Here is a 26,866-nt window from a genome sequence, read left to right as displayed (position 1 = left end):
CGTGTTCTTGAAGCCAAGAGCTGCACGCCGCCCGCTGCGGGGGCGCATTTATACCAACTGGCCAAAATCAGTGTCAAGCAATAACCCGGAAGGCTGTGACACTGGTGAAAAAATCGGCACTGAATCGGTATAAAAACAATACGCACCGCAACAGCTAGCGCTGTTGCGGTGCGTCGTGACGTTCAAACTCGGAAGGCGTTTCTGTAACTGAACCCAACGCACAACTTAGTGCGCCTGAATCTCACCGGTTGCAGCGGCATCCTTGTTTGCTGCTGCCGCTTCGGTCACGGCAACGCGCGGTTCCGGTTGCCGCGTCAGCGCCAGCGTCAAGACTTCGTCAATCCACTGCACGCAATGAACTTCGAGCTCTTTCAACACTTGCTTCGGTATGTCCTTGAGATCGCGACGGTTGTCTTTTGGAATGACCACTGTCTTGATGCCACCGCGGTGTGCCGCCAGCAGCTTTTCCTTCAGACCACCAATCGGCAATACCTCGCCGCGCAGGGTAATTTCACCGGTCATTGCAACGTCAGCCTTGACCGGAATACCGGTCAGACTGGAGACCAGCGCCGTGCACATGGCAATACCGGCCGACGGACCATCTTTTGGCGTAGCGCCTTCCGGCACGTGGACATGGACATCGAACTTCTCGTAAAAGTCCGGCGCAATCCCCAGCACATCGGCGCGGCTGCGAACGACGGTCATCGCGGCCTTGATCGATTCCTGCATGACATCGCCAAGCGAACCAGTGAATGTGGTTTTGCCCTTGCCGGTGACGGTTACGGCTTCAATTGACAGCAGTTCGCCGCCAACTTCGGTCCAGGCCAAACCGGTGACTTCGCCGATTCGATCTTTCTCGCCAGCCTTGCCGTAATCAAAACGAGCCACGCCGAGGTATTTTTCCAGCTGCTTTTCGCTAACCGTCAGCTTGCCTTTGCCCGGCTTCAGGATCAGTTGCTTGGCCACCTTGCGGCAGATCTTGGCGATTTCCCGCTCCAAGTTACGCACGCCCGCTTCACGCGTGTAGAAGCGGATGATGTCGCGTATCGCCGACGTGGACAGATCAAACTCTTCAGCTTTCATGCCGACCGCATCGCGCTGCTTGGCCAGCAGGTAACGCTCGGCAATATTGACCTTCTCGTCCTCGGTGTAGCCCGGAATACGGATGACTTCCATCCGATCCAGCAGCGGCGCCGGAATTTTCATCGAGTTGGCGGTGCAGATGAACATGATCTCGGACAGATCGAAATCCACCTCGAGGTAATGATCATTGAAGGTGTGGTTCTGTTCCGGGTCCAGCACTTCCAGCAAGGCCGACGCCGGGTCACCACGAAAATCCATCGCCATCTTGTCGATTTCATCGAGCAGGAACAGCGGATTGCGGACTCCAACCTTGGCCAGTTTCTGAATGACCCGGCCCGGCATCGAACCGATATAGGTCCGGCGGTGACCGCGGATCTCGGCTTCGTCACGGACGCCGCCCAAGGCCACGCGAATGAACTCGCGACCGGTGGCGCGCGCAATCGACTGACCGAGCGAGGTCTTGCCGACACCCGGCGGGCCGACCAAGCAGAGCACCGGACCTTTGACTTTCTTGACCCGCTGTTGCACGGCAAGATACTCAAGGATGCGCTCCTTGATGTCTTCCAGACCGTAGTGATCCTCGTCGAGGATTTTCTGCGCCCGCACCAGATCGTGCGAGACCTTGCTGCGTTTTTTCCATGGCACCTGCAACATCCATTCGAGGTAACCGCGAACCACGGTCGCCTCGGCCGACATCGGTGACATCATCTTGAGTTTTTTCAGTTCGGCATCGGCCTTGGCACGCGCTTCTTTGCTCATACCGGCCTTGTCGATCTTTTTCTCGAGTTCTTCGAATTCGTTCTGGCCATCGTCCATGTCGCCAAGTTCTTTCTGAATGGCTTTCATCTGCTCATTCAGGTAGTACTCGCGCTGCGACTTTTCCATCTGGCGCTTGACCCGGCCGCGAATGCGCTTCTCGACATTCATCAGCTCGATTTCGCCTTCCATCAAGGCCATCAAGTGCTCAAGCCGCTCGCTGACCCGATCGATTTCCAGGATTTTTTGCTTGTCGGCGACTTTCAGCGCCAAGTGGGCAGCAATGGTGTCAGCCAGTCGGGCCGGCTCTTCCAGGCTCGATACCGCCTGCACGATTTCCTGCGGCACTTTGCGACCGGTCTTGACGTAATTTTCGAAGATGCCGATGGTGGAGCGCATCAGTGCTTCTTCTTCTTTCGGGTTCGGCTGATCCGGGCTCAGGTACTCGGCTTCGGCCGACAGCATGTCGGCGCCATCGACGTAGCGCAGCACGCGGGCGCGCTGAACGCCTTCGACCAGCACCTTGACGTTCCCATCCGGCAATTTGAGCATCTGCAAAATGGTGGCGACACAGCCGGTCAGGTAAACGTCTTTCGCCGCCGGCGAATCGACCGCGGCTTCGCGCTGTGCGACCAGCAGAATCTGCTTGTCGCTCTTCATGGCGCTTTCAAGCGCCTGCACCGATTTCTCCCGGCCGACAAACAGCGGGATCACCATATGCGGGAACACCACCACATCGCGCAGAGGCAGGACTGGCAGTTCTAACACTTCATTGCTGGCGGTCATCTGGGCTTCCGGGCAGGAAAACCGACGTGGCGGGGTGCCAGATCGGCCTTGAACTTAACTACAGGTGACGAGTATATGGGGCCGCTTTTATGGCCTTCAACGGTAAATACGGACTAATTGCGCCCCGGCCAAGAACGATTTGGCCAGATCCTTATACGGCAACGCGATGCGTTGCGCTCAAATGGACAAACGCCCGACCGGGAAGACCCCCGGTCGGGCGCTTTGAAGCCATGACGCCATGCCTTGAGTATGAGCTTACATCTGACCGTAAATATGCCGCGCTGTTTAAAAAGCGAGCTTATTGGTCGGAAGCGGCCTTTGGCAGGCTGTCATTGTTGTAAATCAGCTTGGGCTTGCTGTCGCCAGCAATGACCGCCGAATCAATGACCACCTTGGAGACGTTTTCCAGGCTCGGCAGATCAAACATGGTGTCGAGCAAGGTGCCTTCCAGAATCGAACGCAGGCCGCGGGCACCGGTTTTGCGCGCCATCGCCTGACGGGCCACCGAACCCAGCGCTTCTTCGCGGAACTCCAGCTGCACGCCTTCCATGTCGAACAGTTTCTGGTATTGCTTGACCAGCGCGTTCTTCGGCTCAGTCAGAATCTTGATCAGGGCTGGCTCATCGAGCTCTTCCAGCGTCGCGACAATCGGCAAGCGACCGACGAACTCCGGAATCAAACCAAACTTGATCAAGTCATCCGGTTCGACCGCTTTCAGCACTTCGCCAACGTTCTTCTTGTCGTCCTTGCTGCGCACTTCGGCACCAAAGCCGATGCCGCCTTTTTCGGAGCGATCCCGAATCACCTTGTCCAAGCCGGCAAACGCGCCGCCGCAGATGAACAGAATGTTCTTGGTGTCGACCTGCAGGAATTCCTGCTGCGGATGCTTGCGACCACCTTGCGGCGGCACCGAAGCCACCGTGCCTTCGATCAGTTTCAGCAGCGCCTGCTGAACGCCTTCACCGGACACATCGCGGGTAATCGACGGGTTTTCCGACTTGCGGGAAATCTTGTCGATTTCATCGATGTAGACAATGCCCTGCTGCGCCTTCTCGATGTCGTAATCGCATTTCTGCAGCAGTTTCTGAATAATGTTCTCGACATCTTCACCAACGTAACCGGCTTCGGTCAGCGTGGTGGCATCGGCAATGGTGAACGGCACGTTGAGCAAGCGCGCCAGCGTTTCGGCCAGCAGCGTCTTGCCGGAGCCGGTCGGGCCAACCAGCAAGATGTTGCTCTTGCCAAGTTCAACCTCGTCTTTCTTGTGACCACCACCTTGCAGACGCTTGTAGTGGTTGTACACGGCAACGGCGAGCACCTTCTTGGCATGCGGCTGGCCGATGACGTATTCGTCGAGGGTCTTCTTGATTTCTTTCGGTGACGGCAAGCGCGGCTTGTCCGAGCTCGAGGTCGTGTCCTGCACCTCTTCCCGGATGATGTCGTTGCACAGCTCGACGCACTCGTCGCAAATAAAAACTGACGGGCCCGCAATCAGTTTGCGGACTTCGTGCTGGCTCTTGCCGCAGAAGGAGCAATACAGCAACTTGCCGCCTTCATCCTTGCCGCCAGAACGCTTCTCAGCCATAGCTACCTCTAATCCGGCGGACGCGCTCGGGAGGCGCGTCCTGATAATTGGATTCTAGCCCGCCTGAGCAGTTTCCTGCTCGGAGCAGCTTATAAACCTGTGAACCAGACACCTGTGGGCCCGACACCATTGGACCAGGCATCTGTGGACCAGACGCCTGTGAACCCGCCGTCGGCCGTGGCCCGGCCCTTGGCGAGCCGGCCACATGAAGCCGGTATCAGCGCTTGTTCAGCACCGAATCCACCAAACCGTACTCCAGTGCCTCTTCAGCGCTCATAAAGTAGTCGCGTTCGGTATCGCGCTGGATTTCCGCCAATGAACGACCAGTGTGTTCGGCCATCAGCTGATTCAGATTCTCCCGCATTTTCAGGATTTCCCGGGCGTGAATTTCAATGTCAGTCGCCTGACCCTGAGCGCCACCGGACGGCTGGTGAATCATGACCCGGGCGTTCGGCAGACAGTGCCGCTTGCCCTTGGCGCCGCCAGCCAGCAGGAACGCGCCCATCGAACAGGCCTGGCCAATACACAGGGTCGAGACATCCGGCTTGATGAACTGCATGGTGTCGTAAATCGACATGCCGGCCGTGATGACGCCGCCCGGCGAATTGATGTACAGGCTGATGTCCTTGTCCGGGTTTTCCGCTTCAAGGAACAGGAGCTGTGCCACCACCAGATTGGCCATGTGATCTTCGACCGGGCCGGTCAGAAAAATGATCCGCTCTTTCAGCAACCGGGAATAAATGTCGAAAGCACGCTCACCGCGGGCGGTCTGTTCGACAACCATCGGGACCAGCTGGGCGATTTCAGGGGGCAATTGCGACATACCGTTGCGAATCATGAGCATTCCTTGTTGTGGTCAGCCGCTCCGCTAGCGGCGGAGCTGGTCGACCGAATAGGTCGATGGTCGACGCCCTCGATAATGGTGCCGAACCCCAAACATTAAAGGCCATGATAGCGAACCCCGGATGCCGTCACCAGCAGCCGGGGTTCTTATGCATATGAAAAGCCCAGTGATTACTGGCGCTTGTTCATCAACTCGTCAAAAGAGACTTGCTTTTCAGTGACTTGGGCTTTGGCCAGCACGAAGTCAACCACTTGATCTTCGAGCACCAGCGCTTCCATCTGGGCCAGTTCACGCTTGTTGGCGTAATACCAGTTGACGACTTCGGACGGCGTTTCATAGGCCGACGCGATGTCTTCGACTGCGGTGCGAACGCGATTGCCATCCGCCTCGATTTTGTTGGCACGAATCACTTCGCCAACAATCAGGCCCAGGCTGACCCGACGCTTGGCTTGATCCGAGAACAGCGACGCCGGCAGCTCCGGCAAATCTTTCTTGCGGGTAGCCATGCCGAGTTCGCGGTTGGCTTGCTGACGCAGCCGCTCGATTTCCTGATCCACCAGCGCGGTCGGCAGGCTGATGCTGTTTTCCTTGACCAGACCGTCCATGACCTGGGCTTTGATCTTGTTCTTGATCACTTGCCGCAGTTCGCGGGTCATGTTCTTGCGCACCTCGACTTTCAGCGCATCGACACCGCCTGAGCTCAGGCCGAACAGCGCCACAAAGGCGTCATCCAGTTCCGGCAATTTCTGCTCGGAAATGCTGCCGACGGTGACTTTGAACACCGCGGCTTTGCCGGCCAGATCGGCATTGCCATAATCTTCGGGGAAGGTCACGTTCAGTTCGACGCTGCCGCCAGCCTTGGCGCCAACCAGGCCTTCTTCAAAGCCCGGGATCATGCTGTTGGAACCGATCACAACCTTGACGCCGTTGGCGCTGCCGCCTTCAAAGGCCTGGCCATCAACGGTACCAACGAAATCGATCGTCACTTGGTCGCCGTCTTTCGCGGCGCGCTCAACGACAGCCCAGCTTGACCGTTGCTTGCGCAGCGTTTCCAGCATGGTCTCGACGTCAGCGTCGGTGACATCGGCGATCGGTTTTTCCACCGCGATTTTGTCCAGACCGGCAACAGTGAACTCCGGGTAGACTTCAAAGGTGGCGACGAATTCGACATCTTTGCCGGCTTCCAGCTTTTTCGGCTCGATGCGCGGATTGCCAGCCGGATTCAGCTTTTCCTTCATCACGGCTTCATAGAACGACCGCTGCATGGTGTCGCCCCAGACTTCGCGACGCACGGTATCGCCCCAACGCTGGTTGACCACGTTCATCGGCAGCTTGCCCGGACGGAAACCCGGCAGGCGCTGGCTGCGCGACAGCTGTTGCAGGCGCTTGCTGATTTCCGACTCGATCGACTCTGCCGGCACACCGATGGTGACGCGGCGCTCGAGCCCGTTCAGTACTTCCACGGAAACTTGCATGGTATTACTCCCCGTTCAGCGATCGACCCGGTCGACCGCAGTGTTCAGAACCCGTGCGTTGCATCGATCTGGCTTGGACCAAATTTGTTCGGCAACACACGGCGAAAAAAACCACAAATACCAACGGCCGGACGAGGGCCGGCTGTTGCTCTGATCACAACGCCGAAGCAGCCGCGATGCAGAAGACTTTTGGTATTCAACACAAAATGGTGCGAAAGGAGAGACTCGAACTCTCACGCCTTGCGGCGCTGGAACCTAAATCCAGTGCGTCTACCAATTTCGCCACTTTCGCTGCGACCCGACACTTCCGGACCTGTGCGCTGCTGGCGGTCATGGGCCAGAAACGCCACGGGACCGGATATGGGATGGCATGTACTGCCCCTGACCGCAGGATCACGGTCAGGTTTCTTAATTTTGGTGGGTCGTGAGTGGCTCGAACACTCGACCTACGGATTAAGAGTCCGCTGCTCTACCAACTGAGCTAACGACCCGGAAAACCGGCCCGAGGACCAATCTTCGGAAACTGGGGTGAGTGATGGGACTTGAACCCACGACAACCGGAATCACAATCCGGGGCTCTACCAACTGAGCTACACCCACCATCAAACGGTACGGCTTGTACTGCACTACTACTTATTACAGAACTGCTTGTTACAGAACTGCTTGTAACGGAACGGCTTACCGTTACATGCCGAGCCACGCGAAGTGGCGCGCCCGGCAGGAGTCGAACCTGCGACCCTCGGCTTAGAAGGCCGATGCTCTATCCAACTGAGCTACGAGCGCAAAACGGACGGTTCGACACCTTTTACTACCGTTCCGGACGTTCAGTCGTCCTGAATGCCCGGAAATGCTGGCTGTCAGCGCCGTAACGGCTGCTGACTACCGCGATAATGGTCGGGGAAGAGGGATTCGAACCCACGACCCCCTGTACCCAAAACAGGTGCGCTACCAAGCTGCGCTATTCCCCGAAAATCGTCGCGATTTTTACCACGCCGTGTTCGGCGAGCGCGGCATGATACAGGCGTGACCTGCCCCCGTCAATTTGCCGGAACCGCCGCGGAATGCGGCTTTGCCGCTTGGGAAACTTGGCCAAAATTGCGACAATGGCCGCCCTTTTTTGCCGCTCCCCATCGCCCATGACCGCCAAACTGATAGACGGCAAAGCCGTCGCCGACCGCCTGCAACAGACCATCACCGAACAAGTCAGTGCCCGCCTGGCCCATGGTGAACGGGCCCCCGGACTGGCCGTCGTGCTGGTCGGTGACAACCCGGCTTCGCAAGTCTACGTCGGCGCCAAGCGCAAACGCTGCAAAGAAGCCGGCTTTGTCTCGTTCGAGTACAACCTCGCCATCGACACGCCGCAAACCGAGCTGCTTGCCCTGATCGACAAACTCAATGCCGACCCGACCGTCGATGGCATTCTGGTCCAGCTGCCGCTGCCGGCCCAGATCGACGCCGACACCGTGGTCGAGCGCATTCGCCCCGACAAAGACGTTGACGGCTTCCACCCCTACAACTTTGGCCGGCTGGCGCAAAAGCGGCCGCTGCTGCGCCCGTGCACGCCTTATGGCTGCATGACGCTGATCCGCGAAACCGGCGTCAACCTGCGCGGACTGAAAGCCTGCGTGGTCGGCGCCTCCAATATCGTCGGCCGGCCGATGCTGCTGGAATTGCTGCTGGCCGACTGTACGGTCACCGTTTGCAACAGCAAGACCCAGAATCTGGCCGAAGAAGTCGGCCGCGCGGATCTGGTGGTGGTTGGCGTTGGTCGGCCCAACTTCGTCAAAGGAGAATGGATCAAACCGGGCGCCATCGTTATCGACGTCGGCATCAACCGCCTCGACAACGGCAAGCTGTGCGGCGACGTCGAATTTGCCACGGCCGTAGAGCGGGCGGGCTGGATCACGCCGGTACCGGGCGGCGTCGGCCCGATGACAGTGGCAACGCTGCTGCAGAACACGCTGCACGCCTGCGTCGAATTGCACAAATAAGCGCATCACCCAACACAGCGGACCAGTTGTCAGCGCCGCGTCGCGTGCCGCGCTGACAATTGCCGCCACGCCAGCGCGCTCTCGTCATTGCATACGATTGTCATGACGAATCCGGCGCTTGCGCATTGTTGTCCGCACCAGCCAGCCGCTATGCTTGCCGCCACTTCGTGTGCCGATGACCGCGCTTGAACAGCGGCTCGGGCCCACACCATTGCGAACAACAAGAGCGACTTTCACACCATGTCCCACCCTGCCGCACGCCGTACCAAAATCATCGCCACCCTTGGCCCTGCCAGCACCAGTGAAGACGTTCTGCGCGAAATGATCCGCGCCGGCGTCGACGTGGTGCGAATGAACATGTCGCACGGTTCGATTGAGGATCACGCCAAGCGGGTGGATCTGGTGCGCCGACTGGCCGATGAAGCCAAACGCTTCGTCGCGATTCTGGTGGATTTGCAAGGGCCGAAGATTCGCGTTTCGCGGTTCAAGAACAAATCGGTGACGCTGGTTGAAGGCGCGAGTTTTGCCCTGGATGCCGGCCTCGGCAAGGAAGACGGTGACGATACCCAAGTCGGTATCGATTACAAGGAATTACCCGGTGATGTCCGCAGCGGCGATATTCTGCTGCTCGATGATGGCCGCATCGTCTTAAAGGTGGACAGCGTCAACGGCGCCCGCATCGACACCACGGTGGTCGCCGGTGGCGCGCTGTCGAACAACAAAGGCATCAACCGTCAGGGCGGCGGCTTGTCGGCCAAAGCCATCACCGACAAAGACAAGCAGGACATCAAGACGGCGGCGCAACTGGAAGCCGATTTCGTTGCGATGAGTTTTCCGCGCAGCGCCGACGATATCGACGAATGCCGCTCGCTGCTGCTGGAAGCTGGCTCGCGCGCCGGCGTGGTCGCGAAAGTCGAACGGGTCGAGGCGCTGCAAAATCTCGACGAAATCATTCGCGCCTCGGATGCCGTGATGGTGGCGCGCGGCGATCTCGGTGTCGAAATCGGTGACGCCGAATTGCCGGCCGTGCAAAAGCACATGATTGCCCAGGCCCGCCATCTGGATCGCGGCGTCATCGTCGCCACCCAGATGATGGAGTCGATGATCGACAGCCCCATCCCAACCCGGGCCGAAGTCTTCGACGTCGCCAACGCCGTGCTGGACGGCACCGATGCCGTGATGCTGTCAGCGGAAACCGCGGTCGGCAAGAACCCGCCGAAAGTGATCGAAGCGATGGCGCGAGTTTGCCTTGGCGCCGAGTCGCAAGCGCGCTCCAAGCTGTCGCGGCACCGGATGGATGACAAGTTCAAGAATGTCGAGGAAGGCATCGCGATGGCGAGCATGTACCTCGCCAACCACATGCCGATCAAGGCCATCATTTCGCTGACCGAATCCGGTGCAACGCCCATCTGGATGTCGCGCATCCGCTCCGGCATTCCGATTTTCGCGGTCAGCCGCCGGCTGTCGACCTGCCGCCGCATGGCGCTGTACCGCGGCGTCTTCCCGCATTTGTTTGATTACAACAAGTCGGCGCCGGACGAGGTCAATCGCGCCGTTATCAATTATCTTCGCGACCACCACTGGCTTGATGACGGCGACATGGTCATCCTGACCAAGGGCGATGTCATCGGCGAAGGCGGCGGCACCAACGTACTGAAGGTGCTGAAAGTGGGCGAAGTGCTGAAAACGGGCGACCGCTGAATCAAATGAGTATTTTTGTCTCAAGAGCGGACGTCGCTGACATTCTGGCGGCTTGGGGGCGCGGCGATCTCTCGGCCGTCGAAGTCCATGAATGGGCTGAGATGCGCTATTGGCCAAGCGATCTTGAAGTCGATGACGAAGAGGATGAAGACAATTCCGTATGCCGCGAGGTTCTACATCATCTCGATAGCCTGGATATGAATCTGGTTATTCAAGAAGACATTCCAGCCATGCTCGACTTTCTTTCTACTCCGAGAGGACAATTTTCCACCGGATATGAGAGATGGGATAGAATCACAAAGAATATCGATTATAAGAAGCGAATGATGCAGCTAAGGGAAATCGAACCATATTCTCCTATCTGCAAATAGTTACTCAACAGCCCTTTTAGAGTCGCACATGCTCCGTTTTCTGCCCGGCCCCATCAAAGGCATCGTCTCGATGCTACTGATTTCGCTGAACACCCTGCTTATCTGTGCCCCGCTGTTCACCATTGCGCTGGTCAAGCTATGTCTGCCGCTCAACCCGGTCCGGATTCTGTGCAATCGCTTGCTGAACGGCTTGGCCACGGCCTGGATCAGCATCAATAACGGCATTCACGCACTGACCAAGAAAATCCGCTGGCACGTTGAGGGCGTCGATGCGCTGAAGCTGGATGACTGGTATCTGGTGATTTCCAACCACCAGAGCTGGGCCGATATTTTGGTGCTGCAGAAAATCTTCAACCGCCACATTCCATTCATGAAATTCTTTCTGAAGAAGGAGCTGATCTGGGTGCCGGTGATCGGCCTTGGCTGGTGGGCGCTCGATTTTCCGTTCATGAAGCGCTACAGCAAAAGCTATCTGGCCAAGCACCCGGAGATGAAAGGCAAAGACATGGAAACCACCCGCAAGGCCTGCGAAAAATTCCGCACCATGCCGGTTTCCATCATGAACTTCGTAGAAGGCACCCGCTTCACCCCGGAAAAGAAAGCTCAGACCCAGTCGCCGTTCAAACATTTGCTGAAGCCGAAAGCCGGCGGCGCCGGTTTTGTCCTCACCGCCATGGGCGAACAGCTGCACCGCATTCTCGATGTCACCATCGTCTATCCGGAAGCCAGCCACAGCTTCTGGGATTTTCTCTGTGGCAAGGTCACCGATATTCGCGTGCATGTCCGCAGCTTGCCAATTACCGGCGAACTGCTCGGCAACTACGAAGACGACAAGGACTACCGCATCCGTTTTCAAGCCTGGCTGAACGGCATCTGGGAAGAGAAAGACCGTCGTATCGAGCTGATGCTGACCCAGACTTGATTCCGGTCTTTATCAAAACCAGCAATCAAGACAAATAAAAAAGGCGCCAATGGCGCCTTTTTACCCCCCTCCTTGTCAAGGAGGGGTTTGGGGGTGGTTGAGCTCAGCCCGCAACAAGCTAAGGAGACTCTGATTAAGTCTCCGTTCGCCCAGAGCTTGTCGAAGGGTGAACAGAATTACGCTGAAATATCGGCTTTCTGTGGTTCGATGACCGCAGGAAATCCCCTTGCGGGACGAGCTCACCACGAACGGTAGTTGACGACTTAATCAGAGCTTCCCTAATCAGAGCAAATCGCTTTCAACCTCCGCAACCACCCCTAGCCACTCCTTAAAAAGGAGGGGAATCAGTTTCCGCGGTCGATCGCATCGCTCTGATACGACTTGGCATTTGCCTTCTTGTCCTGCTCGGATTGACCAGTTGCCAGCCGCAAAATCTGGACACCGGCAGCGATCAAGGTTTTCAGAATGCTGGCCAGCACGCTCAATACCATCACACCAATGAAGATAAACATCACAGTCCGCAGCGATTGCGACCAGTTGACCTCAAAAGCCTGATCGGCCGCCATGCCGAATATCGCTTTATCTTCCAGCCGGACCTGTTCCAACAGAAACGCGACAATGCGCACGTCTTCCGGATGATTGATGATCTGATAGACCAGATAGCCGATGTAAATCAGCAGAAAGGCTCCGATAATGATCAGCGCCAGCCCCAGTGCGGCGAGCGGCGCACGCAATGGCTCGGTAAAGTCGTGGCGTTGTTCCTGCATCAGCGTTACTCCTTGCTCATTGTTGGCCATGCCATCTCTTGTGGGGTGTGCCATGCGCACCATCCGACTTTGTTCGCTCGAAATGCTCGTCGCGTATCGAAAAAGAAAAGGCGCGCGTGGCGCACCCTTCTCTTTGTCCGAATAACGCGAGGGATGCTTACGCCCGCTTCCAGCTCGTCCCATTCGCGCCATCTTCCAGCACAATGCCTTCTGCTGTCAGCTGTTTGCGGATCTCATCAGCGCGGGCAAAGTTTTTGGCTTTGCGGGCGTCGAGTCGTTCCTGAATCAGTGCTTCGATGCGGGCGGCATCATCGCCGGCGCCGGCCTTGAAGTAGACTTCCGGATCGCGCTGGGCGATACCGAGCACGCCACTCAAGCGGCGCAGCATTGCTGCGAGTTGTGCGGCCAGGTCCATGTCGCTGGTTTTCAACCGGTTGATTTCGCGGACCAGATCGAACAGCACCGCCATGGCTTCCGGGACGTTGAAGTCATCGTCCATCGAGTGGCGGAAGCGCTGCTCGTATTCCTCACCGGCGAGCTCAGTCACCACCGGCACACCGCGCAGCGCGGTGTAGAAACGCTCCAACGCGCCGGCGGCGGCATCGAGATTTTCCTGGCTGTAATTGAGTTGGCTGCGGTAATGGCCGGACAGCAGGAAGAAACGCACGACTTCCGGTTCGTATTCTTTCAGTACTTCACGGATGGTGAAAAAATTGCCGAGGCTTTTCGACATCTTGATCGCATCGACCTGGACCATGCCGGTGTGCAGCCAGTAATTGACGAATTTGCAGCCGTTGGCGCCTTCGCTCTGGGCGATTTCGTTTTCATGGTGCGGGAACTGCAGATCCGAACCGCCGCCGTGAATGTCAAAATGTTCTCCAAGGCATTTCTTGCTCATCGCCGAGCATTCGATATGCCAGCCCGGCCGGCCTTTGCCCCACGGCGAATCCCAGCTCGGCTCGTTCGGCTTGGCGGCTTTCCACAGCGCGAAATCGAGCGGGTCTTCTTTTTCTTCGCCAATCTCAACCCGGGCGCCAGATTGAAGATCGTCCAGACTCTGACCACTCAGGCGACCGTAATCGGCAAACTTGTTGACCCGGTAATAGACATCGCCAGACGGCGTCGAATAGGCCATGCCGCGCGCGATTAGCGTCTCGTTCATCGCAATGATTTCGGCAATGGTGGTGGTGGCGCGCGGCTCGATATCCGGCTTCGGAATACCCAGAGCGGCAAAGTCATCGTGCATCGCCTGGGTGAATTCCTCGACCACCGCCGAGAAGTCGGTGCTGCGCTCGTTGGCGCGCTTGATGATCTTGTCGTCGATGTCGGTGATGTTGCGCACCACGGTCACGTCGTAACCGGAAAAGCGCAGGTAACGAGCGATGACATCAAAGCTGACATAGGTCCGGCCATGGCCGATATGGCAGTAGTCATAGACCGTGACGCCGCAGACATACATGCCGACCTTGCCGGCCTGCATGGGTTTGAAGTCTTCTTTTTGGCGGGTCAGGGTATTGAAAAGCTGCAACATCGGTCCGGTTCCTGGCTAAGGGGCTGGCATGAAAATCCGCGGCGGCGGGCCCGAATGATGGCCGGACTGCGGACGAATCGCCCATCCCGGTTTATCATATGCGCCCATGCGGGGTGGCCATTCTAGCTGGCCACCGGGTCCCAACCCAGCCCCGACGCGTTTCTTTAACCTGCCACTAACCCTGGCACCCCATTCCGGCCCCAACCGGACTCCCAACCCCAAACAGGTGAAAACATGGTCACGCTGCACACCAATCACGGCGACATTACCCTCGAACTGTTCGCCGACAAGGCCCCGATCACGGTCGCCAATTTCCTCGACTACTGCCGCTCGGGCCATTACAACAACACCATTTTCCATCGCGTCATCAACGGCTTCATGATCCAGGGCGGCGGCTTTGAGCCGGGCATGAACCAGAAATCGACCAAGGCCACCATCAAGAACGAAGCCAACAACGGCGTCTCGAACAAGACCGGCACCATCGCCATGGCCCGCACCAGCGAACCGCACTCGGCCTCGGCGCAGTTCTTCATCAACGTCAAAGACAACGACTTCCTCGATTTCAAATCGGAATCGGTGCAAGGCTGGGGCTACTGCGTATTCGGTCAGGTCAAGGACGGCATGGACGTGGTCAACAAGATCAAGACTGTCGCCACCGGCCGCAGCGGTGGTCACTCGGATGTGCCGGTTGACGATGTGGTGATTGAAAAGGTCACTGTCACTGAATAAGGTACGGCGCGCCCACTTCGGTGGGCGCGATTATTTTGTGCGGACGAAAACCATGACGACCTACCTGATCTCCGACTTGCACCTGTGTGAAGAAGCCACCGACTCGACGGCCCTTTTCTTCCGCTTCATGCACGAGAAAGCCAGCAAGGCGCAGGCCTTGTATGTGCTGGGCGACTTGTTTGAAGCCTGGGTTGGCGATGATGATGACGACGCCTTCAACGCCAAGGTGATGGCCACTTTCCGCGCTTTTGCCGATCACGGTGGCAAACTCGCGTTTGTCCATGGCAACCGCGACTTCCTGCTCGGCGAAGGCTTTGCCGACAGCTGCGGCGGCCGTTTGCTGGCTGATGAAACCGTCGTTGAACTCGCCGGCCAACGTACCCTGCTGCTGCACGGCGACCAGCTCTGCAGCGATGACATGGACTACCAGCATTTTCGCGAAATGGTCCGCTCACCGGCCTGGCGGCAGGCTTTTCTCGCCAAACCGCTGGCCGAACGCAAAGCCATCGCCGCCGATCTGCGCCGCAAGAGCCACGACAGCCAGCAAAACAAAGCCGAATACATCACCGACGTGAACCCGCAAACGCTGGAACTGCACATGGCCCGGCACGATGTCTGGCACTGCATACACGGCCACACCCACCGGCCGGCGGTCCATGGCTTTACCCTGCGCGGCAAAGCGGCGGAGCGGATTGTTTTGGGCGACTGGCATCACAGTGCGAAGATTGTGAAGTGTGATGTGGAAATGGAGTTGGTTACGTTGGTTTGAGCTATCAAACATTTCCACGATACGTGGAGCAGCGACTTTAAGGCCTGATATGGCCCGACAGGCAACTGCCGGCCCCATAGCCAAGTTATGTTTGATTTCTTCAAAGACGCATTTCGCCGTGGTGAGACGCAGGCTATGAGGAACGTTAGATGAAAGCAAAGTTCACCTACATAACCATGCTTTCGCTCTTGCTTGTTTCCCTGACTTTCGTTCCGATTGGTCGTGAGGTAGAGGTTTACAGGGCCGTCCTCTCTCCGACATCGCTGAAAATTGGGGAGCATGTGGTGACGCGACAGGCGGATGATGCAGTCTCGACAACGGACTTTCTAATTCAAGACGGCAAGCTTTATTTGAAGTTTCAGTCAGTTCGTTCATCGCTGTTAATGGTGACCTATGTGACTGATGTGAAGTGGAATCAAGAGAGAGTGAAAACCATTAGAAACGAACATCCTGAGCTTGAAGCTTTGTGGGATAAAGGAACTAGTGGTGTGTATTGGGTCACGAACTGAGCCCGAACGGTCGGGATATGTTTACGACAGATGTCAAAACATTTCCCGGCCAGCACTTCGATCAAAAGAGTGAGGTAGGGCGGCTCAAGCGTAGCGGAGCCGCCGCAGTCAGATGTGGGGAATGGTGGGCCCGCTGCGCTTTGCCTTGCAGGAATGCACAAATGCCGTGGCGCACAGGACGTGCGAGAACAGATCCCATCCTAGGGTTGCTTTGTAGGGGCGAGCTTGCTCGCGATACGGCGAGCCATCGCGAGCAAGCTCGCTCCTACCAAAACCTACACACCCAGCATCTGAACAATACTCTTCGCTGCAGACCGACCTTCGGCCACCGCATTCACCACCAGATCGGCGCCGCGCACCATATCACCGCCGGCGAATACTTTCGCGTTGGCGGTCTGGAACGGCAGCTGGCTGGCAACTTGCACCCGACCTTTGCCGTCCAGTTGCACACCGAGCGGGCGCAGCCAATCCGGCGGGTTTGGCTGGTAACCAAAGGCGATGATCACGGCGTCGGCCTGCAGCGCTTCGACCGCACCGGTGTCCGCCACTTTCACTTCGACGCCGCGGGCCTTGCCACTGGCATCGGTCAGAATGGCTTGCGGTTGCCGGTTCCATAGAAACTGCACGCCCTCTTCTTTCGCGTTGGCCACTTCCTTGCGCGAGCCCGGCATGCTGGCTTCATCGCGGCGGTAAACGCAGCTCACTTGCGCAGCGCCTTGGCGAACGGCCGTACGCACGCAGTCCATCGCAGTGTCACCGCCGCCAAGCACCAGCACGTGCTGGCCGCGCAAATCGATAAAGCCTTTGTCCTGCGCGGCAAGCTGATGATGATGGCGGATATTGCCAATCAGATAATCCAGCGCCGCATGCACCTCAGCAGAATGCTCGCCGGGAAAACCTCCGCTGACGGACTTGTAGGTGCCGAGCCCCAAAAACACTGCATCAAAATCCAGCAACAGTTTCTCGATGGCAACATCGCGACCAATCTCGCAGCCGAGCTCAAAACGGATGCCCATGCTTTCGAAAATTTCACGGCGCTGGCGCACCACGCGCTTTTCCAGCTTGAATTCCGGAATGCCGAACATCAGCAGGCCGCCGATCTCGTCCTGCTTGTCAAACACCACCGCTTCCACGCCATGACGGGCCAGCACATCAGCACAGGACAAGCCAGCCGGGCCGGAACCGACAATCGCGACACGCTTGCCAGTCTTGCGAACATGCGACAGATCCGGCCGCCACCCTTGGGCAAAGGCGTTATCGACAATCCATTTTTCCATTGAGCCGATGGTCACCGCACCGAAGCCGGTGTTCAGTGTGCAGGCGCCTTCACACAAGCGATCTTGCGGGCAGACCCGGCCACAGATTTCCGGCAGCGAATTGGTTTCGTGAGCGAGCTCGGCCGCTTCCCAGATACGGCCTTTGGCCGCCAGATCAAGCCAGCCGGGAATGTCGTTATGGACCGGGCATTTCCACGAGCAATACGGATTGCCGCAAGACAGGCAACGGGTCGATTGCTGTACCGCTTCTTCGTTGACAAATGCGCGATAAATTTCGCGAAAACCGTTTTGCCGCTCCAGCAACGGCAGCTTGCCCGGCTCGGTGCGCGGGCTCTCCAGAAAGTCGAGCACACTCATGCCACCACCTCCAGTTTCACTTTATTGCTCTGTGCCGGCAGCAGGGTATGCAAGGCAAACTGCCGCGGCTTGACCACTTTGAATTGCCGCACAGCGCTACCGAATTCGCGCGCCAGCGCAGCGCCGATGCGGCTGCCGGTGTACTTGGCGTGCGTTTCCAGCAGGCCGCGCAGGTATTGCGAGAAGCCCGGCATATGCACTTCCGCCAGCGGGATCACTTCAACCAGTTCGGCATTGACCCGGCGGTTGAAGTCACCGTCCTGATCCAGCACAAACGCCAGACCACCACTCATGCCAGCAGCAAAGTTTTTGCCCGCGCGGCCGAGTACGACCACCACGCCGCCGGTCATGTATTCACAACCGTGGGCGCCGCAGCCTTCGATCACGGCAACCGCGCCGGAGTTACGCACGGCAAAGCGCTCACCGGCACGACCACGGGCAAACAGTTCGCCGCCTGTAGCACCATACAAGCAGGTGTTGCCCATGATCGGCGTTTGTTCGGCAATGAAACGGCTGTTATCCGGCGGCTGCAAAATCAAGCGGCCACCGGCCATGCCCTTGCCGACGTAATCGTTGGCATCGCCGATCAGATGCAACTCCACACCCGCGGCGTTCCAGACGCCAAAGCTCTGGCCGGCATTGCCGCGAAATTGCAGGGCAATCGGCAACGGTGAGCCGGCATCGCCGTAACGGCTGGCCAGTTCGCCGGCGAGCGCGGCGCTGACACTGCGATCGCGATTGCGGATGCGGTAATGGCGGCGGATCGGTTCGGAGCCGTCCAGCAGCGGTTTCAGCTCGCTGATGATCTGGGCATTCAAATCCAGCGACTCCGGCGCAAATGGCGGCCGCTCCGGCTTCGGGTAGTAAACCGGCGATTCGATTTTCGCCAGCACCGGCCGCATGTCCAGATGCTGCTGCTTGTCGGTTTGGCCAACGACAATCTTGAGCAGATCGGTGCGGCCTTGCAGCGATTTCAAATCGCTGGCGCCCATCCGTACCAGCCATTGCCGGGTATCAGTGGCGACAAAGCGAAAGAAATTCATCACTTTCTCGGCGGTGCCGACAAAGTGCTGTTTGCGCAGCGTCAGGTTTTGCGTGGCCACACCGGTAGCGCAATTGTTCAGATGGCAGATGCGCAGGTATTTGCAGCCCATGGCGATCATCGGTGCAGTGCCAAAACCAAAACTGTCGGCACCGAGTATCGCCGCCTTGACCACATCGAGCCCGGTCTTGAAACCGCCATCGACCTGCAGCACCACCCGATCACGCAAACCGTTGGCAACCAGCGCCTGTTGCACTTCGGCCAGCCCCAGTTCCCACGGACCGCCAGCGTATTTGACCGAGGTCAGCGGCGAAGCGCCGGTGCCGCCGTCGTAGCCGGAGATGGTGATGAGATCAGCGCCGCACTTGACCACGCCGCAGGCGATGGTGCCGATACCGGCTTCGGCAACCAACTTCACCGACACCAGTGCTTTCGGATTGATCGATTTCAAATCGAAAATCAGCTGGGCCAAATCTTCAATGGAATAGATGTCGTGATGCGGCGGCGGCGAGATCAGGGTAATACCTGGCGTGGCGTGACGCAGCGCAGCGATTTCGGCACTGACTTTATCGCCCGGCAACTGACCGCCCTCGCCCGGCTTGGCGCCCTGGGCGATTTTGATCTGCAGCACCTCAGCGCTCATCAGATACGCCGGCGTCACGCCAAAACGGCCCGAGGCGATCTGCTTGATTTTGGACACCCGCTCGGTGCCGTAACGCTTCGGATCTTCGCCCCCTTCACCAGAATTAGAACGGCCGCCGAGCCGGTTCATTGCAGTGGCCAGCGTCTCGTGCGCCTCGGGTGAAAGCGCGCCAATCGACATGCCGGCCGAATCGAACTGGCGCAGGATGCTGCTCTCGTTCTGCACGGTGCTAAGCGCTTGCGGATCAACCGGCGCGTTGACAATGTCCTCGCGCAGTTGCAACAAATCCCGCAGCATCGCGACCGGCCGCTGGTTCACCAGCGCGGCATAACGCTGATAGGCTTCTTCATCACCGCTGCTGACTGCTTGCTGCAGCGTCTGCACCACCTCTGGCGACCAGGCGTGGTATTCGCCGCCGTGTTGGTACTTCAGCAAACCGCCGGCATTCAACGACACCCGTTCGTCCCAGGCTTGCTTGTGCAGACGCAGCAGATCGTCTTTCAGATCGGCGAAGGTAGCCCCCTGAATCCGGCAGGCAACTTCCGGGAAGCAGCGCTCGACGATTTCTGCATGCAAACCGATTGCTTCAAACAGCTGGGCACCGCGATAGCTTTGAATGGCGCTGATGCCCATCTTGGACAGGATTTTCAGCAAGCCCTTCTCGATGCCTTTGCGGTATTTGGTCAATGCCGCTTCACGGTGAGAAGACCCGGCCTGATCGGATTCCGCCAGATCGGAAATGACGGCGTAAGCGAGCCACGGGTAGACCGTGGTTGCGCCGCAGCCAATCAGCACCGCGAACTGATGTGGATCACGTGCGCTGGCGGTTTCGACAATCAGGTTGGCATCGACGCGCAGACCATCGGCGATCAGCCGCTGGTGGATGGCGCCGCAGGCGAGCACCGCCGGAATCGGATAGAACTCGGCATGCTGCTCGCGATCCGACAGCACCAGCATCACGGTGCCGCTGCGCACCGCGTCCACGGCGGTGGTGACCAACCGGTCGAGCGCCGCGTCGAGCGACTCATCCAGCGTTGCGGTCAACGACAGCACCCGGCCTTTGGCGCGAGTAGCGCTGGTCAGAAAACGAAACACGCCGTGCGACAGAATCGGTGACTGCAGCACATAGCGCTGCGCTTCGCCGGTGGCTTCGCAGAACACGTTGTGCTCGGAGCCGAGTCGGGTGTTCAGCGTCATGACATAACTTTCGCGCAGCGGATCAATCGGCGGATTGGTCACTTGGGCAAACTGCTGACGGAAGTAGTCGAAGATGGAGCGCGATTGCTGTGACAACACCGCCAGCGGGGTGTCGTCACCCATCGAGCCGACTGCTTCCTGGCCCTGCTCGGCCAGCACCCGCAGCACGCTTTCGCGTTCTTCGCGGCTGATGCCGAACAGTTTTTGCCAGCGCTTCAATTGCTGAGATTGAAACGCCGGTTCTCCAAAACGATCTTCATCCGGGATTTTGACGGCGTGGCTGTTGTGTTCCAGCCAGTGCCGGTACGGATGCCGCTCTTTCAGCAACAGATCAATGGCGCCCGAGCGCCACAGCTCGCCGGTTTCGGTATCGAGCGCCAGCATTTCGCCGGGGCCGACCCGACCTTTTTCGATGACGCTTTCCGGCGAGTAATCCCAGACGCCGACTTCCGATGACAGCGTCAACCAACCGTTGTCGGTGATCACGTAACGCGCCGGCCGCAAACCGTTGCGATCGAGCGTGCAGGCGACATGTCGGCCGGTGGTCATCACGATGCCGGCCGGGCCATCCCAGGGCTCCATGTGGCCGGCGTTGAATTCGTAGAACGCCCGCAGGTCCGGATCCATGTCATCGCGGTTTTCCCAGGCCGGCGGCACCAGCAAACGCAGCGCGCGATAAATGTCCATGCCGCCGGCGAGGCAGACCTCGAGCATGTTGTCGAGCGACATGGAGTCGGAACCGTCTTCCGAGACAAACGGCGCGGCGGTCTGCAAATCCGGAATCAGTGGCGTGACAAATTTCGCGCCGCGCGCGCGCGCCCAGGCGCGGTTGCCGGAGATGGTATTGATCTCGCCGTTGTGGGCGAGAAACCGGAACGGTTGGGCCAGCCGCCATTGCGGCGTGGTGTTGGTGGAAAACCGCTGGTGAAACAGCGCAATGGTGGTGGTCAGTCGCGGATTTTTCAGATCCGGGTAGAAGGTGGTCAGGTCGACCGGCATCGCCAGCGCTTTGTACACAATGACCAGACCCGACAGCGAGCAGACGTAAAACGCCTTGTGCTCGGCCAAGGCTTTTTCGCTGCGCCGGCGCGCCATGTACAAACGCCGCTCCAGATCGTGCTTGCTCCAACCGGCCGGGCTGTTGACCAGCACCTGCTCGATCCGCGGCAGACTGCCGAGCGCGATCTGACCGAGCACCGACGGATCGGTTGGCACTTCGCGCCAGCCGGCGACCGTCAGCAGCTCCTGACGCAGCTGTTTGGTCAGCTCGTCACGGCAGCGCTTGGCTGCTTCGGCCTCGGTCGGCAGAAAAACCATGCCGACCGCGAATTGCGGGGTCAGATGCAGATGTGCCTGAGCGGCGTGCTGGCGAAAAAAAGCATCCGGCAGCGCCATCAGAATGCCGCAGCCGTCGCCGGTCTTGCCGTCAGCACCGATAGCGCCACGGTGAGAAAGATTGGCGAGCGCGGTCAGCGCGGTCGCGAGCAGTTCATGGCTGGCTTTGCCGGCCATGTCGGCGATCAGGCCGAAGCCACAGTTATCGCGTTCGTCACGCGGGTTATAGAGCGGCTGGTAAAGCGGCTGCTGGTGGGGGGTGTAGCGCTGGTCGCTACCGACGTTGTCGAGCTGCATGACCGGTCTCCATCACGGGTCGATGCAACAGCATGGGCGGCTGTAGTGGATGTTTATGCTGTTGCCGTGCAGCAATAGCAAGAATTCCTGTTTAAATGAAGGGGTATAGCGAAACTTTATGCGCTGATATGCATGAGATTCATATCCCCGGCCGCTGAATTCGTATTCAGGTCGGGCCCGGTGATGTCCCGCGCGGCTTTCAGCCTCCAGTTGCCGAAGCCAGGCTCACTGCAGCCAGCCTCAACGGAACACGTCTTCGGGGCAGAAATTTCCCGCACCTGCGGCCATGGCATCTGTCGTCACCGACCTTACCCCCGCCAAAAAAGTCGCCGCAAAAAAAAGAGCGACTGCAAAGGCCGCTCTTTTTTTACGTTACGCCGGGTCAGGCGAATGTGTCGCCAGCGACTCAGTTGACGCTGTCGCTACCGCCCGCACAGGCCGTTGCGCAGGCAGGCGCACCGCAACCGCCGGCCGCTGCCGGCTTGTCCGTTTCGGCGCCGGCGGCCTTTTTCGGCGCGCCCTTGAAGTCGGTGGCGTACCAGCCATTGCCTTTGAGCTGGAATCCTGCTGCCGAAATCAGCTTCTTCAGGTTCGGCGTGGTGCAGGCCGGGCAATCGGTCAGTTCCGGATCCGACATTTTCTGCAGCTTTTCCAGTTCGTGGCCACAGCTGGTGCAACGGTACTCATAAATCGGCATGGCAGAACCTCTTAATCTCAGAACCTGTTTTCCCAGAACCCGTTTCAGGAACGGTTGGTCAACAACGGTGCCTGCCCCTTCAGGTGGGGTCGGGGCGCGGATTCTAAAGGGGTGGGGAATGGATGAAAAGTGCTCAGATGGCGCGGCGGTCGGTATTTTGCCGGTCGCGGCATCGGCGATCGCGTTTGCCGCCCGTTACCAGCCCGAACGGTGATGTCGTGGTCAGGCACCTTGTCGAGCATTCAACCGTTCCCAATCCGCCTTTTTCACCCAGGCGCAAGCCGGATCGGCCATCGCAGTCGCCAGAACGCGCAAAGCGGCGCAGCAAACCTGCCCTCGGCCTGCCCGCCTTGCTAGAATCGCCGGCTATTCTCCTGACAATGCCCCTCGGCCTCGCCGGCGGACAATAACCACCACGGACCTCATCCCCCACCATGCGCCTGTCCCAGTACCCGCTTTGCACTCTGCGTGAAACCCCGAACGATGCCGAGCTCATCAGCCACCAGCTGATGCTGCGCGCCGGCCTTATCCGCAAGCTCGCCTCCGGCCTGTACAACTGGCTGCCGACCGGGCTGCGGGTACTGCGCAAGGTAGAGAACATCGTCCGCGAGGAAATGAATAAGTCGGGCGCGATTGAAGTGCTGATGCCGGTGGTGCAACCGGCCGAGCTGTGGGTGGAATCCGGCCGCTGGGCCAAGTTCGGCCCGGAACTGCTGCGGATCAAAGACCGCAAGCAAGGCGACTTCCTGCTCGGCCCGACCCATGAAGAAGTGATCACCGATCTGGTGCGCAACGAAGTGCGCAGCTACAAGCAATTGCCACTGAACCTGTATCAGATCCAGACCAAATTCCGTGACGAAGTGCGGCCGCGTTTTGGCGTCATGCGCGCGCGCGAATTCCTGATGAAGGATGCCTACTCCTTCCACGTCAACGATGAGTCGCTGAAACAGACTTACGATTTGATGTACCAAACCTACTCGGCAATTTTCCGCCGGTTGGGCCTCGACTTCCGCGCCGTGCAGGCCGACACCGGCGCCATTGGCGGCAACGCCTCGCATGAATTCCATGTGCTGGCATCGAGCGGTGAAGATGCGATTGCGTTTTCGTCGGCCAGCGATTACGCCGCCAACGTCGAGCTCGCCAGCGCGCTGGCACCGACGCAAACCCGTCCGGCCGCAACGCAGGCGCTGACCCGCGTGCACACCCCGAACGTCAAATCGATCAGCGACGTGGCAGCGTTCTTCAAGGTCGATGCCAAACAAACCGTGAAAACGATGGTTTTGCTAGGCGCAGCCACCGGCGAAGGCGAAGGCCGCCATCTGGTTGCCGTCTGCCTGCGCGGCGATCACGAACTGAACCTGATCAAATGCGCCAAGCATCCGCTGCTCGGCGCCGATGTCGAGCTGGCACCGGATGCACTGATCAAGGAAAAACTCGGCTGCGAGCCGGGCTCGATTGGTCCCTCCGGACTGACGATTCCGGTCCTGGTCGATCGCGAGGCAGCAGTGCTCGCCGATTTCATCAGCGGCGCCAACGATTCGGATTACCACTACACCGGCAGCAACTGGGAGCGTGACGCCGTCATCCACAGCGTCGGCGATTTCCGCAACGTGGTTGAAGGCGATGCTGCGCCGGATGGCAAAGGCACGCTGACCATCAAGCGCGGGATCGAAGTCGGCCATATCTTCGCGCTGGGCACCCGCTATTCCGCCGCCATGAAAGCGACCGTGCTCGATGAGCAGGGCAAGCAAGTGGTGATGCCGATGGGCTGTTACGGCATTGGTGTCTCGCGCATCGTTGCCGCCGCCATTGAGCAGCACTACGACGATAACGGTATCGTCTGGCCGGTGGCCTTGGCGCCGTGGCAGGTGGTGCTGGCACCGATGAACCTCGGCCGTTCCGAAACCGTGCGCGCGGCCGCGGACAAACTATACTCGGAGCTGCAGAATGCCGGCATCGAGGTGGTGTTTGATGACCGTAACGAACGCGCCGGCGTGATGTTTGCCGACGCCGACCTGCTCGGCATTCCCTACCGTATCGTCATTGGTGAGCGCGGCCTGGCCGAAGGCAAGGTCGAACTGAAGTCCCGTCGTGAGAAAGAGCCCCAGCATGTCGCGCTTGATGGCGTTGTTGCCCAGCTCAAAACCGCACTGGCCCCGTAACCGGGATCCCGGTTATCGAGCACCCGCTAACCGGGTGCCCGCCGCTGCCATGCGGTCGCGCTTATCGCGCTGCCGCAGGGTCGGCCGTGTAGTCAGCCGTGTCGCTGGTCTGCTGCTGGCCGCTGCCATGGCCATGCCGTTGCCGGTGCTGGCCGGTCAGCAGGAACGTCCGAGCGACGAGGTGCGGGCGCAGATCAAAACCGCGCTGACCGAACAACATAATTTCAGCGACAAATACGAAGCCCAGGTCTGGCTGGTCGACATGACCGGCCGACTCAACAAACGGGCACCAAAAATTCCCGATACCGAACGGCTGCATGTGCTGCGTCGGGTTCATGCCATCGCGACCGAGTTTGGCCTGAACCCGCAATTGGTGCTGTCGGTCATTGATGTCGAGAGCCGCTTTGATCGCTTTGCCATTTCCAAAGCCGGGGCCCGCGGCCTGATGCAGGTGATGCCATTCTGGCGCGAGGAAATCGGCGAACCGACCGACAACCTGTTCGATATCGACACCAACCTGCGCTATGGCTGCGCCATCCTGAAAATTTATCTGGCCAAGGAACGGGAACGCTTGGCGCCGGCGCTGGCGCGTTACAACGGCTCCTATGGCCAGGGCTGGTACCCGAGCCGGGTGCTGGACGCGTTTTACAATCACTGGTTTGTCGTGCAGGACCGCCGCACCGTCACCACCGCCGGAGGTCACAAAGTCAGCGCGCCGCTGGCCGCCGGCACCGCCGCGATACAAACCACCGCACGTCAGCCCTGAGTCAAGCCACCACGCTTTTCCGCGCATCCGATCTGTTGTTCTGCCAACGCCAGCTACACTAGTCATAGGCTCAGGAAAATCAGAACAACATGACGCAACAAGCCAATCGTACAGCCTTGGTGCTCACCGGCGGTGGCGCCCGGGCCGCCTATCAGGTGGGCGTGCTGAAAGCAGTCAGCGAATTGTTGCCCGACCACAAGACCGTTCCGTTTCCGATTATCTGCGGCACCTCGGCCGGTGCCATCAATGCCAGCGTGCTGGCCTGTTACGCCTCCCGGTTTCGGATCGGCATGCGCCGGCTGGAACATGTCTGGGCCAACTTTCACGCCGACCATATCTACCGTTCTGATTTTCTCGGCATGAGCGCCAATTCCTTGCGCTGGATGGGCGCGGTACTGCGCGGCCGGCAGCGAACCGTACCGGCGCTGAGCCTGCTCGACAACACGCCGCTGCGTGATCTGCTCAGCAAGGTGGTGCCGTTTCAGGAGATTGCTCCGGCCATCAACGCCGGCCACTTGTACGCGGTATCGGTCACCTGCTCCGGTTACAACTCCGGCGAGTCGGTCAGCTTCTTTGAAGGCCATTCCGAGTTGGAAACCTGGCGCCGCTATCGCCGCGCCGGCGCCCGCACCCGCCTGCAGCTGCAACACCTGATGGCATCGAGCGCCATTCCGTTGGTCTTTCCGGCAGTCAAAATCAATCGCGAATATTTTGGTGACGGCGCCGTGCGTTTTCTGGCGCCAATCAGCCCGGCCCTGCATCTGGGCGCGAGCCGGGTCATGGTGGTCGGGGTGGACCCGGTGCGCGATGAAAGCCGTGGCCGGGTGGTCGCCAAAAATTATCCGACGCTGGCCGAAATTGCCGGTCATGTGCTCGACAGCGTGTTCATCGATTCGCTCGACAGCGATCTCGAACGGCTGCAGCGGATCAACAACACCATTTCGAAAATTCCGGCCGATGTCCGTGCCGCCAATGGCATCAATCTGAAACCGGTCGAGACGCTGGTGATTTCGCCGAGCGAAGATTTGTCGGCGCTGTCCGGCAAGTTTGCCCGCGAGTTGCCACGCACGGCCCGTTTCTTCTTCCGCCGGGTCGGGATCAGCGGCCGCGCCGGTTCAACCATCCTGTCCTATCTGCTATTCGAATCCGGTTATACCCAGGAGCTGATCAAGCTGGGTTACGAAGACGGCATGCGCCAGCGCGATGACATCCTGCGCTTCTTCGAGCCGGTCGAACCCGGCTGAATTCAGCGTCTCCTGCGCAGGACGCGGCAG

General features: G+C 59.0%; 19 protein-coding genes and 5 tRNA genes. 10 read left to right on the top strand and 14 right to left on the bottom strand.

Annotation, left to right across the window (positions count from 1 at the left end):
- Nucleotides 1–225: 225 nt before the first annotated feature.
- The 9 genes from lon to HPT27_RS16945 form a co-directional block, all read right to left on the bottom strand.
- Nucleotides 226–2,625 carry an endopeptidase La gene (lon, locus tag HPT27_RS16985; RefSeq protein WP_172245991.1) on the bottom strand — a complete coding sequence of 800 codons (2,400 nt, stop codon included), beginning with the start codon at nt 2,623–2,625 and terminating at the stop codon, nt 226–228.
- Between the two features lie 298 nt (nt 2,626–2,923).
- Nucleotides 2,924–4,210 (bottom strand): ATP-dependent Clp protease ATP-binding subunit ClpX, encoded by a 1,287-nt coding sequence (clpX, locus tag HPT27_RS16980; RefSeq protein WP_172245989.1) that lies wholly within the window; start codon nt 4,208–4,210, stop codon nt 2,924–2,926.
- Between the two features lie 217 nt (nt 4,211–4,427).
- Complete coding sequence (gene clpP, locus HPT27_RS16975) at nt 4,428–5,048, bottom strand: ATP-dependent Clp endopeptidase proteolytic subunit ClpP (RefSeq protein ID WP_172245987.1); 621 nt, start codon at nt 5,046–5,048, stop codon at nt 4,428–4,430.
- A 176-nt stretch (nt 5,049–5,224) separates the two neighbouring features.
- Complete coding sequence (gene tig, locus HPT27_RS16970; RefSeq protein ID WP_172245985.1) at nt 5,225–6,529, bottom strand: trigger factor; 1,305 nt, start codon at nt 6,527–6,529, stop codon at nt 5,225–5,227.
- A 207-nt stretch (nt 6,530–6,736) separates the two neighbouring features.
- A tRNA-Leu gene (locus HPT27_RS16965) sits at nt 6,737–6,821 on the bottom strand.
- A gap of 123 nt (nt 6,822–6,944) precedes the next feature.
- Nucleotides 6,945–7,020, bottom strand: a tRNA-Lys gene (locus HPT27_RS16960).
- Nucleotides 7,021–7,053: 33 nt separating this feature from the next.
- Nucleotides 7,054–7,129 (bottom strand) — tRNA-His (locus tag HPT27_RS16955).
- A gap of 106 nt (nt 7,130–7,235) precedes the next feature.
- A tRNA-Arg gene (locus tag HPT27_RS16950) sits at nt 7,236–7,312 on the bottom strand.
- 108 nt (nt 7,313–7,420) lie between these two features.
- Nucleotides 7,421–7,497, bottom strand: a tRNA-Pro gene (locus HPT27_RS16945).
- A 168-nt stretch (nt 7,498–7,665) separates the two neighbouring features.
- Between HPT27_RS16945 and folD the strand changes: the two genes are divergently transcribed.
- From folD to HPT27_RS16925, 4 genes are all read left to right on the top strand, one after another.
- Complete coding sequence (gene folD / locus HPT27_RS16940; RefSeq protein WP_172245983.1) at nt 7,666–8,520, top strand: bifunctional methylenetetrahydrofolate dehydrogenase/methenyltetrahydrofolate cyclohydrolase FolD; 855 nt, start codon at nt 7,666–7,668, stop codon at nt 8,518–8,520.
- 240 nt (nt 8,521–8,760) lie between these two features.
- Complete coding sequence (gene pyk, locus HPT27_RS16935) at nt 8,761–10,221, top strand: pyruvate kinase (protein ID WP_172245981.1); 1,461 nt, start codon at nt 8,761–8,763, stop codon at nt 10,219–10,221.
- 5 nt (nt 10,222–10,226) lie between these two features.
- On the top strand, nt 10,227–10,592 hold the full coding sequence (locus HPT27_RS16930; RefSeq protein ID WP_172245979.1) for a hypothetical protein: 366 nt from the start codon (nt 10,227–10,229) through the stop codon (nt 10,590–10,592).
- Nucleotides 10,593–10,620: 28 nt separating this feature from the next.
- Nucleotides 10,621–11,514 (top strand): acyltransferase, encoded by an 894-nt coding sequence (locus HPT27_RS16925; protein WP_172245977.1) that lies wholly within the window; start codon nt 10,621–10,623, stop codon nt 11,512–11,514.
- A gap of 344 nt (nt 11,515–11,858) precedes the next feature.
- On the opposite strand, the gene HPT27_RS16920 is transcribed toward HPT27_RS16925, so the two are convergent.
- A complete protein-coding gene (locus tag HPT27_RS16920) occupies nt 11,859–12,335 on the bottom strand; it encodes a hypothetical protein (protein WP_172245975.1) in 477 nt (158 codons plus the stop codon).
- Between the two features lie 103 nt (nt 12,336–12,438).
- Complete coding sequence (gene cysS / locus HPT27_RS16915) at nt 12,439–13,812, bottom strand: cysteine--tRNA ligase (RefSeq protein ID WP_172245973.1); 1,374 nt, start codon at nt 13,810–13,812, stop codon at nt 12,439–12,441.
- 234 nt (nt 13,813–14,046) lie between these two features.
- On the opposite strand from cysS, the gene ppiB reads away from it, so the two are divergent.
- The 3 genes from ppiB (at nt 14,047) to HPT27_RS16900 (ending at nt 15,819) form a co-directional block, all read left to right on the top strand.
- Complete coding sequence (gene ppiB / locus HPT27_RS16910; RefSeq protein WP_172245970.1) at nt 14,047–14,541, top strand: peptidylprolyl isomerase B; 495 nt, start codon at nt 14,047–14,049, stop codon at nt 14,539–14,541.
- A 52-nt stretch (nt 14,542–14,593) separates the two neighbouring features.
- Complete coding sequence (locus tag HPT27_RS16905; RefSeq protein WP_172245968.1) at nt 14,594–15,310, top strand: UDP-2,3-diacylglucosamine diphosphatase; 717 nt, start codon at nt 14,594–14,596, stop codon at nt 15,308–15,310.
- 149 nt (nt 15,311–15,459) lie between these two features.
- Nucleotides 15,460–15,819, top strand: a complete 360-nt coding sequence (locus HPT27_RS16900; RefSeq protein WP_172245966.1) for a hypothetical protein — start codon at nt 15,460–15,462, stop codon at nt 15,817–15,819.
- Between the two features lie 275 nt (nt 15,820–16,094).
- Here the strand turns inward: HPT27_RS16900 and HPT27_RS16895 are convergent, their stop codons facing one another.
- From HPT27_RS16895 to HPT27_RS16885, 3 genes are all read right to left on the bottom strand, one after another.
- Entirely contained in the window at nt 16,095–17,453 is a 1,359-nt protein-coding gene (locus HPT27_RS16895) for an FAD-dependent oxidoreductase (protein ID WP_172245964.1), read from the bottom strand.
- Nucleotides 17,450–21,967 (bottom strand): glutamate synthase large subunit, encoded by a 4,518-nt coding sequence (gene gltB / locus HPT27_RS16890; RefSeq protein WP_172245962.1) that lies wholly within the window; start codon nt 21,965–21,967, stop codon nt 17,450–17,452. Before gltB ends, HPT27_RS16895 begins: the two co-directional genes overlap by 4 nt.
- Nucleotides 21,968–22,373: 406 nt before the next feature.
- Nucleotides 22,374–22,664, bottom strand: coding sequence for an FmdB family zinc ribbon protein (locus HPT27_RS16885; protein ID WP_172245960.1), 291 nt, complete (start codon nt 22,662–22,664; stop codon nt 22,374–22,376).
- 434 nt (nt 22,665–23,098) lie between these two features.
- Here HPT27_RS16885 and HPT27_RS16880 point away from each other — a divergent pair, with 434 nt between their 5' ends.
- The 3 genes from HPT27_RS16880 to HPT27_RS16870 all read left to right on the top strand — a co-directional run bounded on the left by HPT27_RS16880 (nt 23,099) and on the right by HPT27_RS16870 (nt 26,836).
- Nucleotides 23,099–24,826: a proline--tRNA ligase gene (locus HPT27_RS16880; protein ID WP_172245958.1), complete on the top strand. Its 1,728-nt coding sequence runs from the start codon at nt 23,099–23,101 to the stop codon at nt 24,824–24,826.
- Nucleotides 24,827–24,953: 127 nt separating this feature from the next.
- Nucleotides 24,954–25,592, top strand: a complete 639-nt coding sequence (locus HPT27_RS16875) for a transglycosylase SLT domain-containing protein (RefSeq protein ID WP_211198087.1) — start codon at nt 24,954–24,956, stop codon at nt 25,590–25,592.
- A gap of 89 nt (nt 25,593–25,681) precedes the next feature.
- Entirely contained in the window at nt 25,682–26,836 is a 1,155-nt protein-coding gene (locus tag HPT27_RS16870; RefSeq protein WP_172245954.1) for a patatin-like phospholipase family protein, read from the top strand.
- Nucleotides 26,837–26,866: the final 30 nt, after the last annotated feature.

This window comes from Permianibacter fluminis (genome assembly GCF_013179735.1).
Classification (GTDB): Bacteria; Pseudomonadota; Gammaproteobacteria; order Enterobacterales; family Permianibacteraceae; genus Permianibacter; species Permianibacter fluminis.
This window is presented reverse-complemented; position numbering and strand designations above follow the sequence as displayed.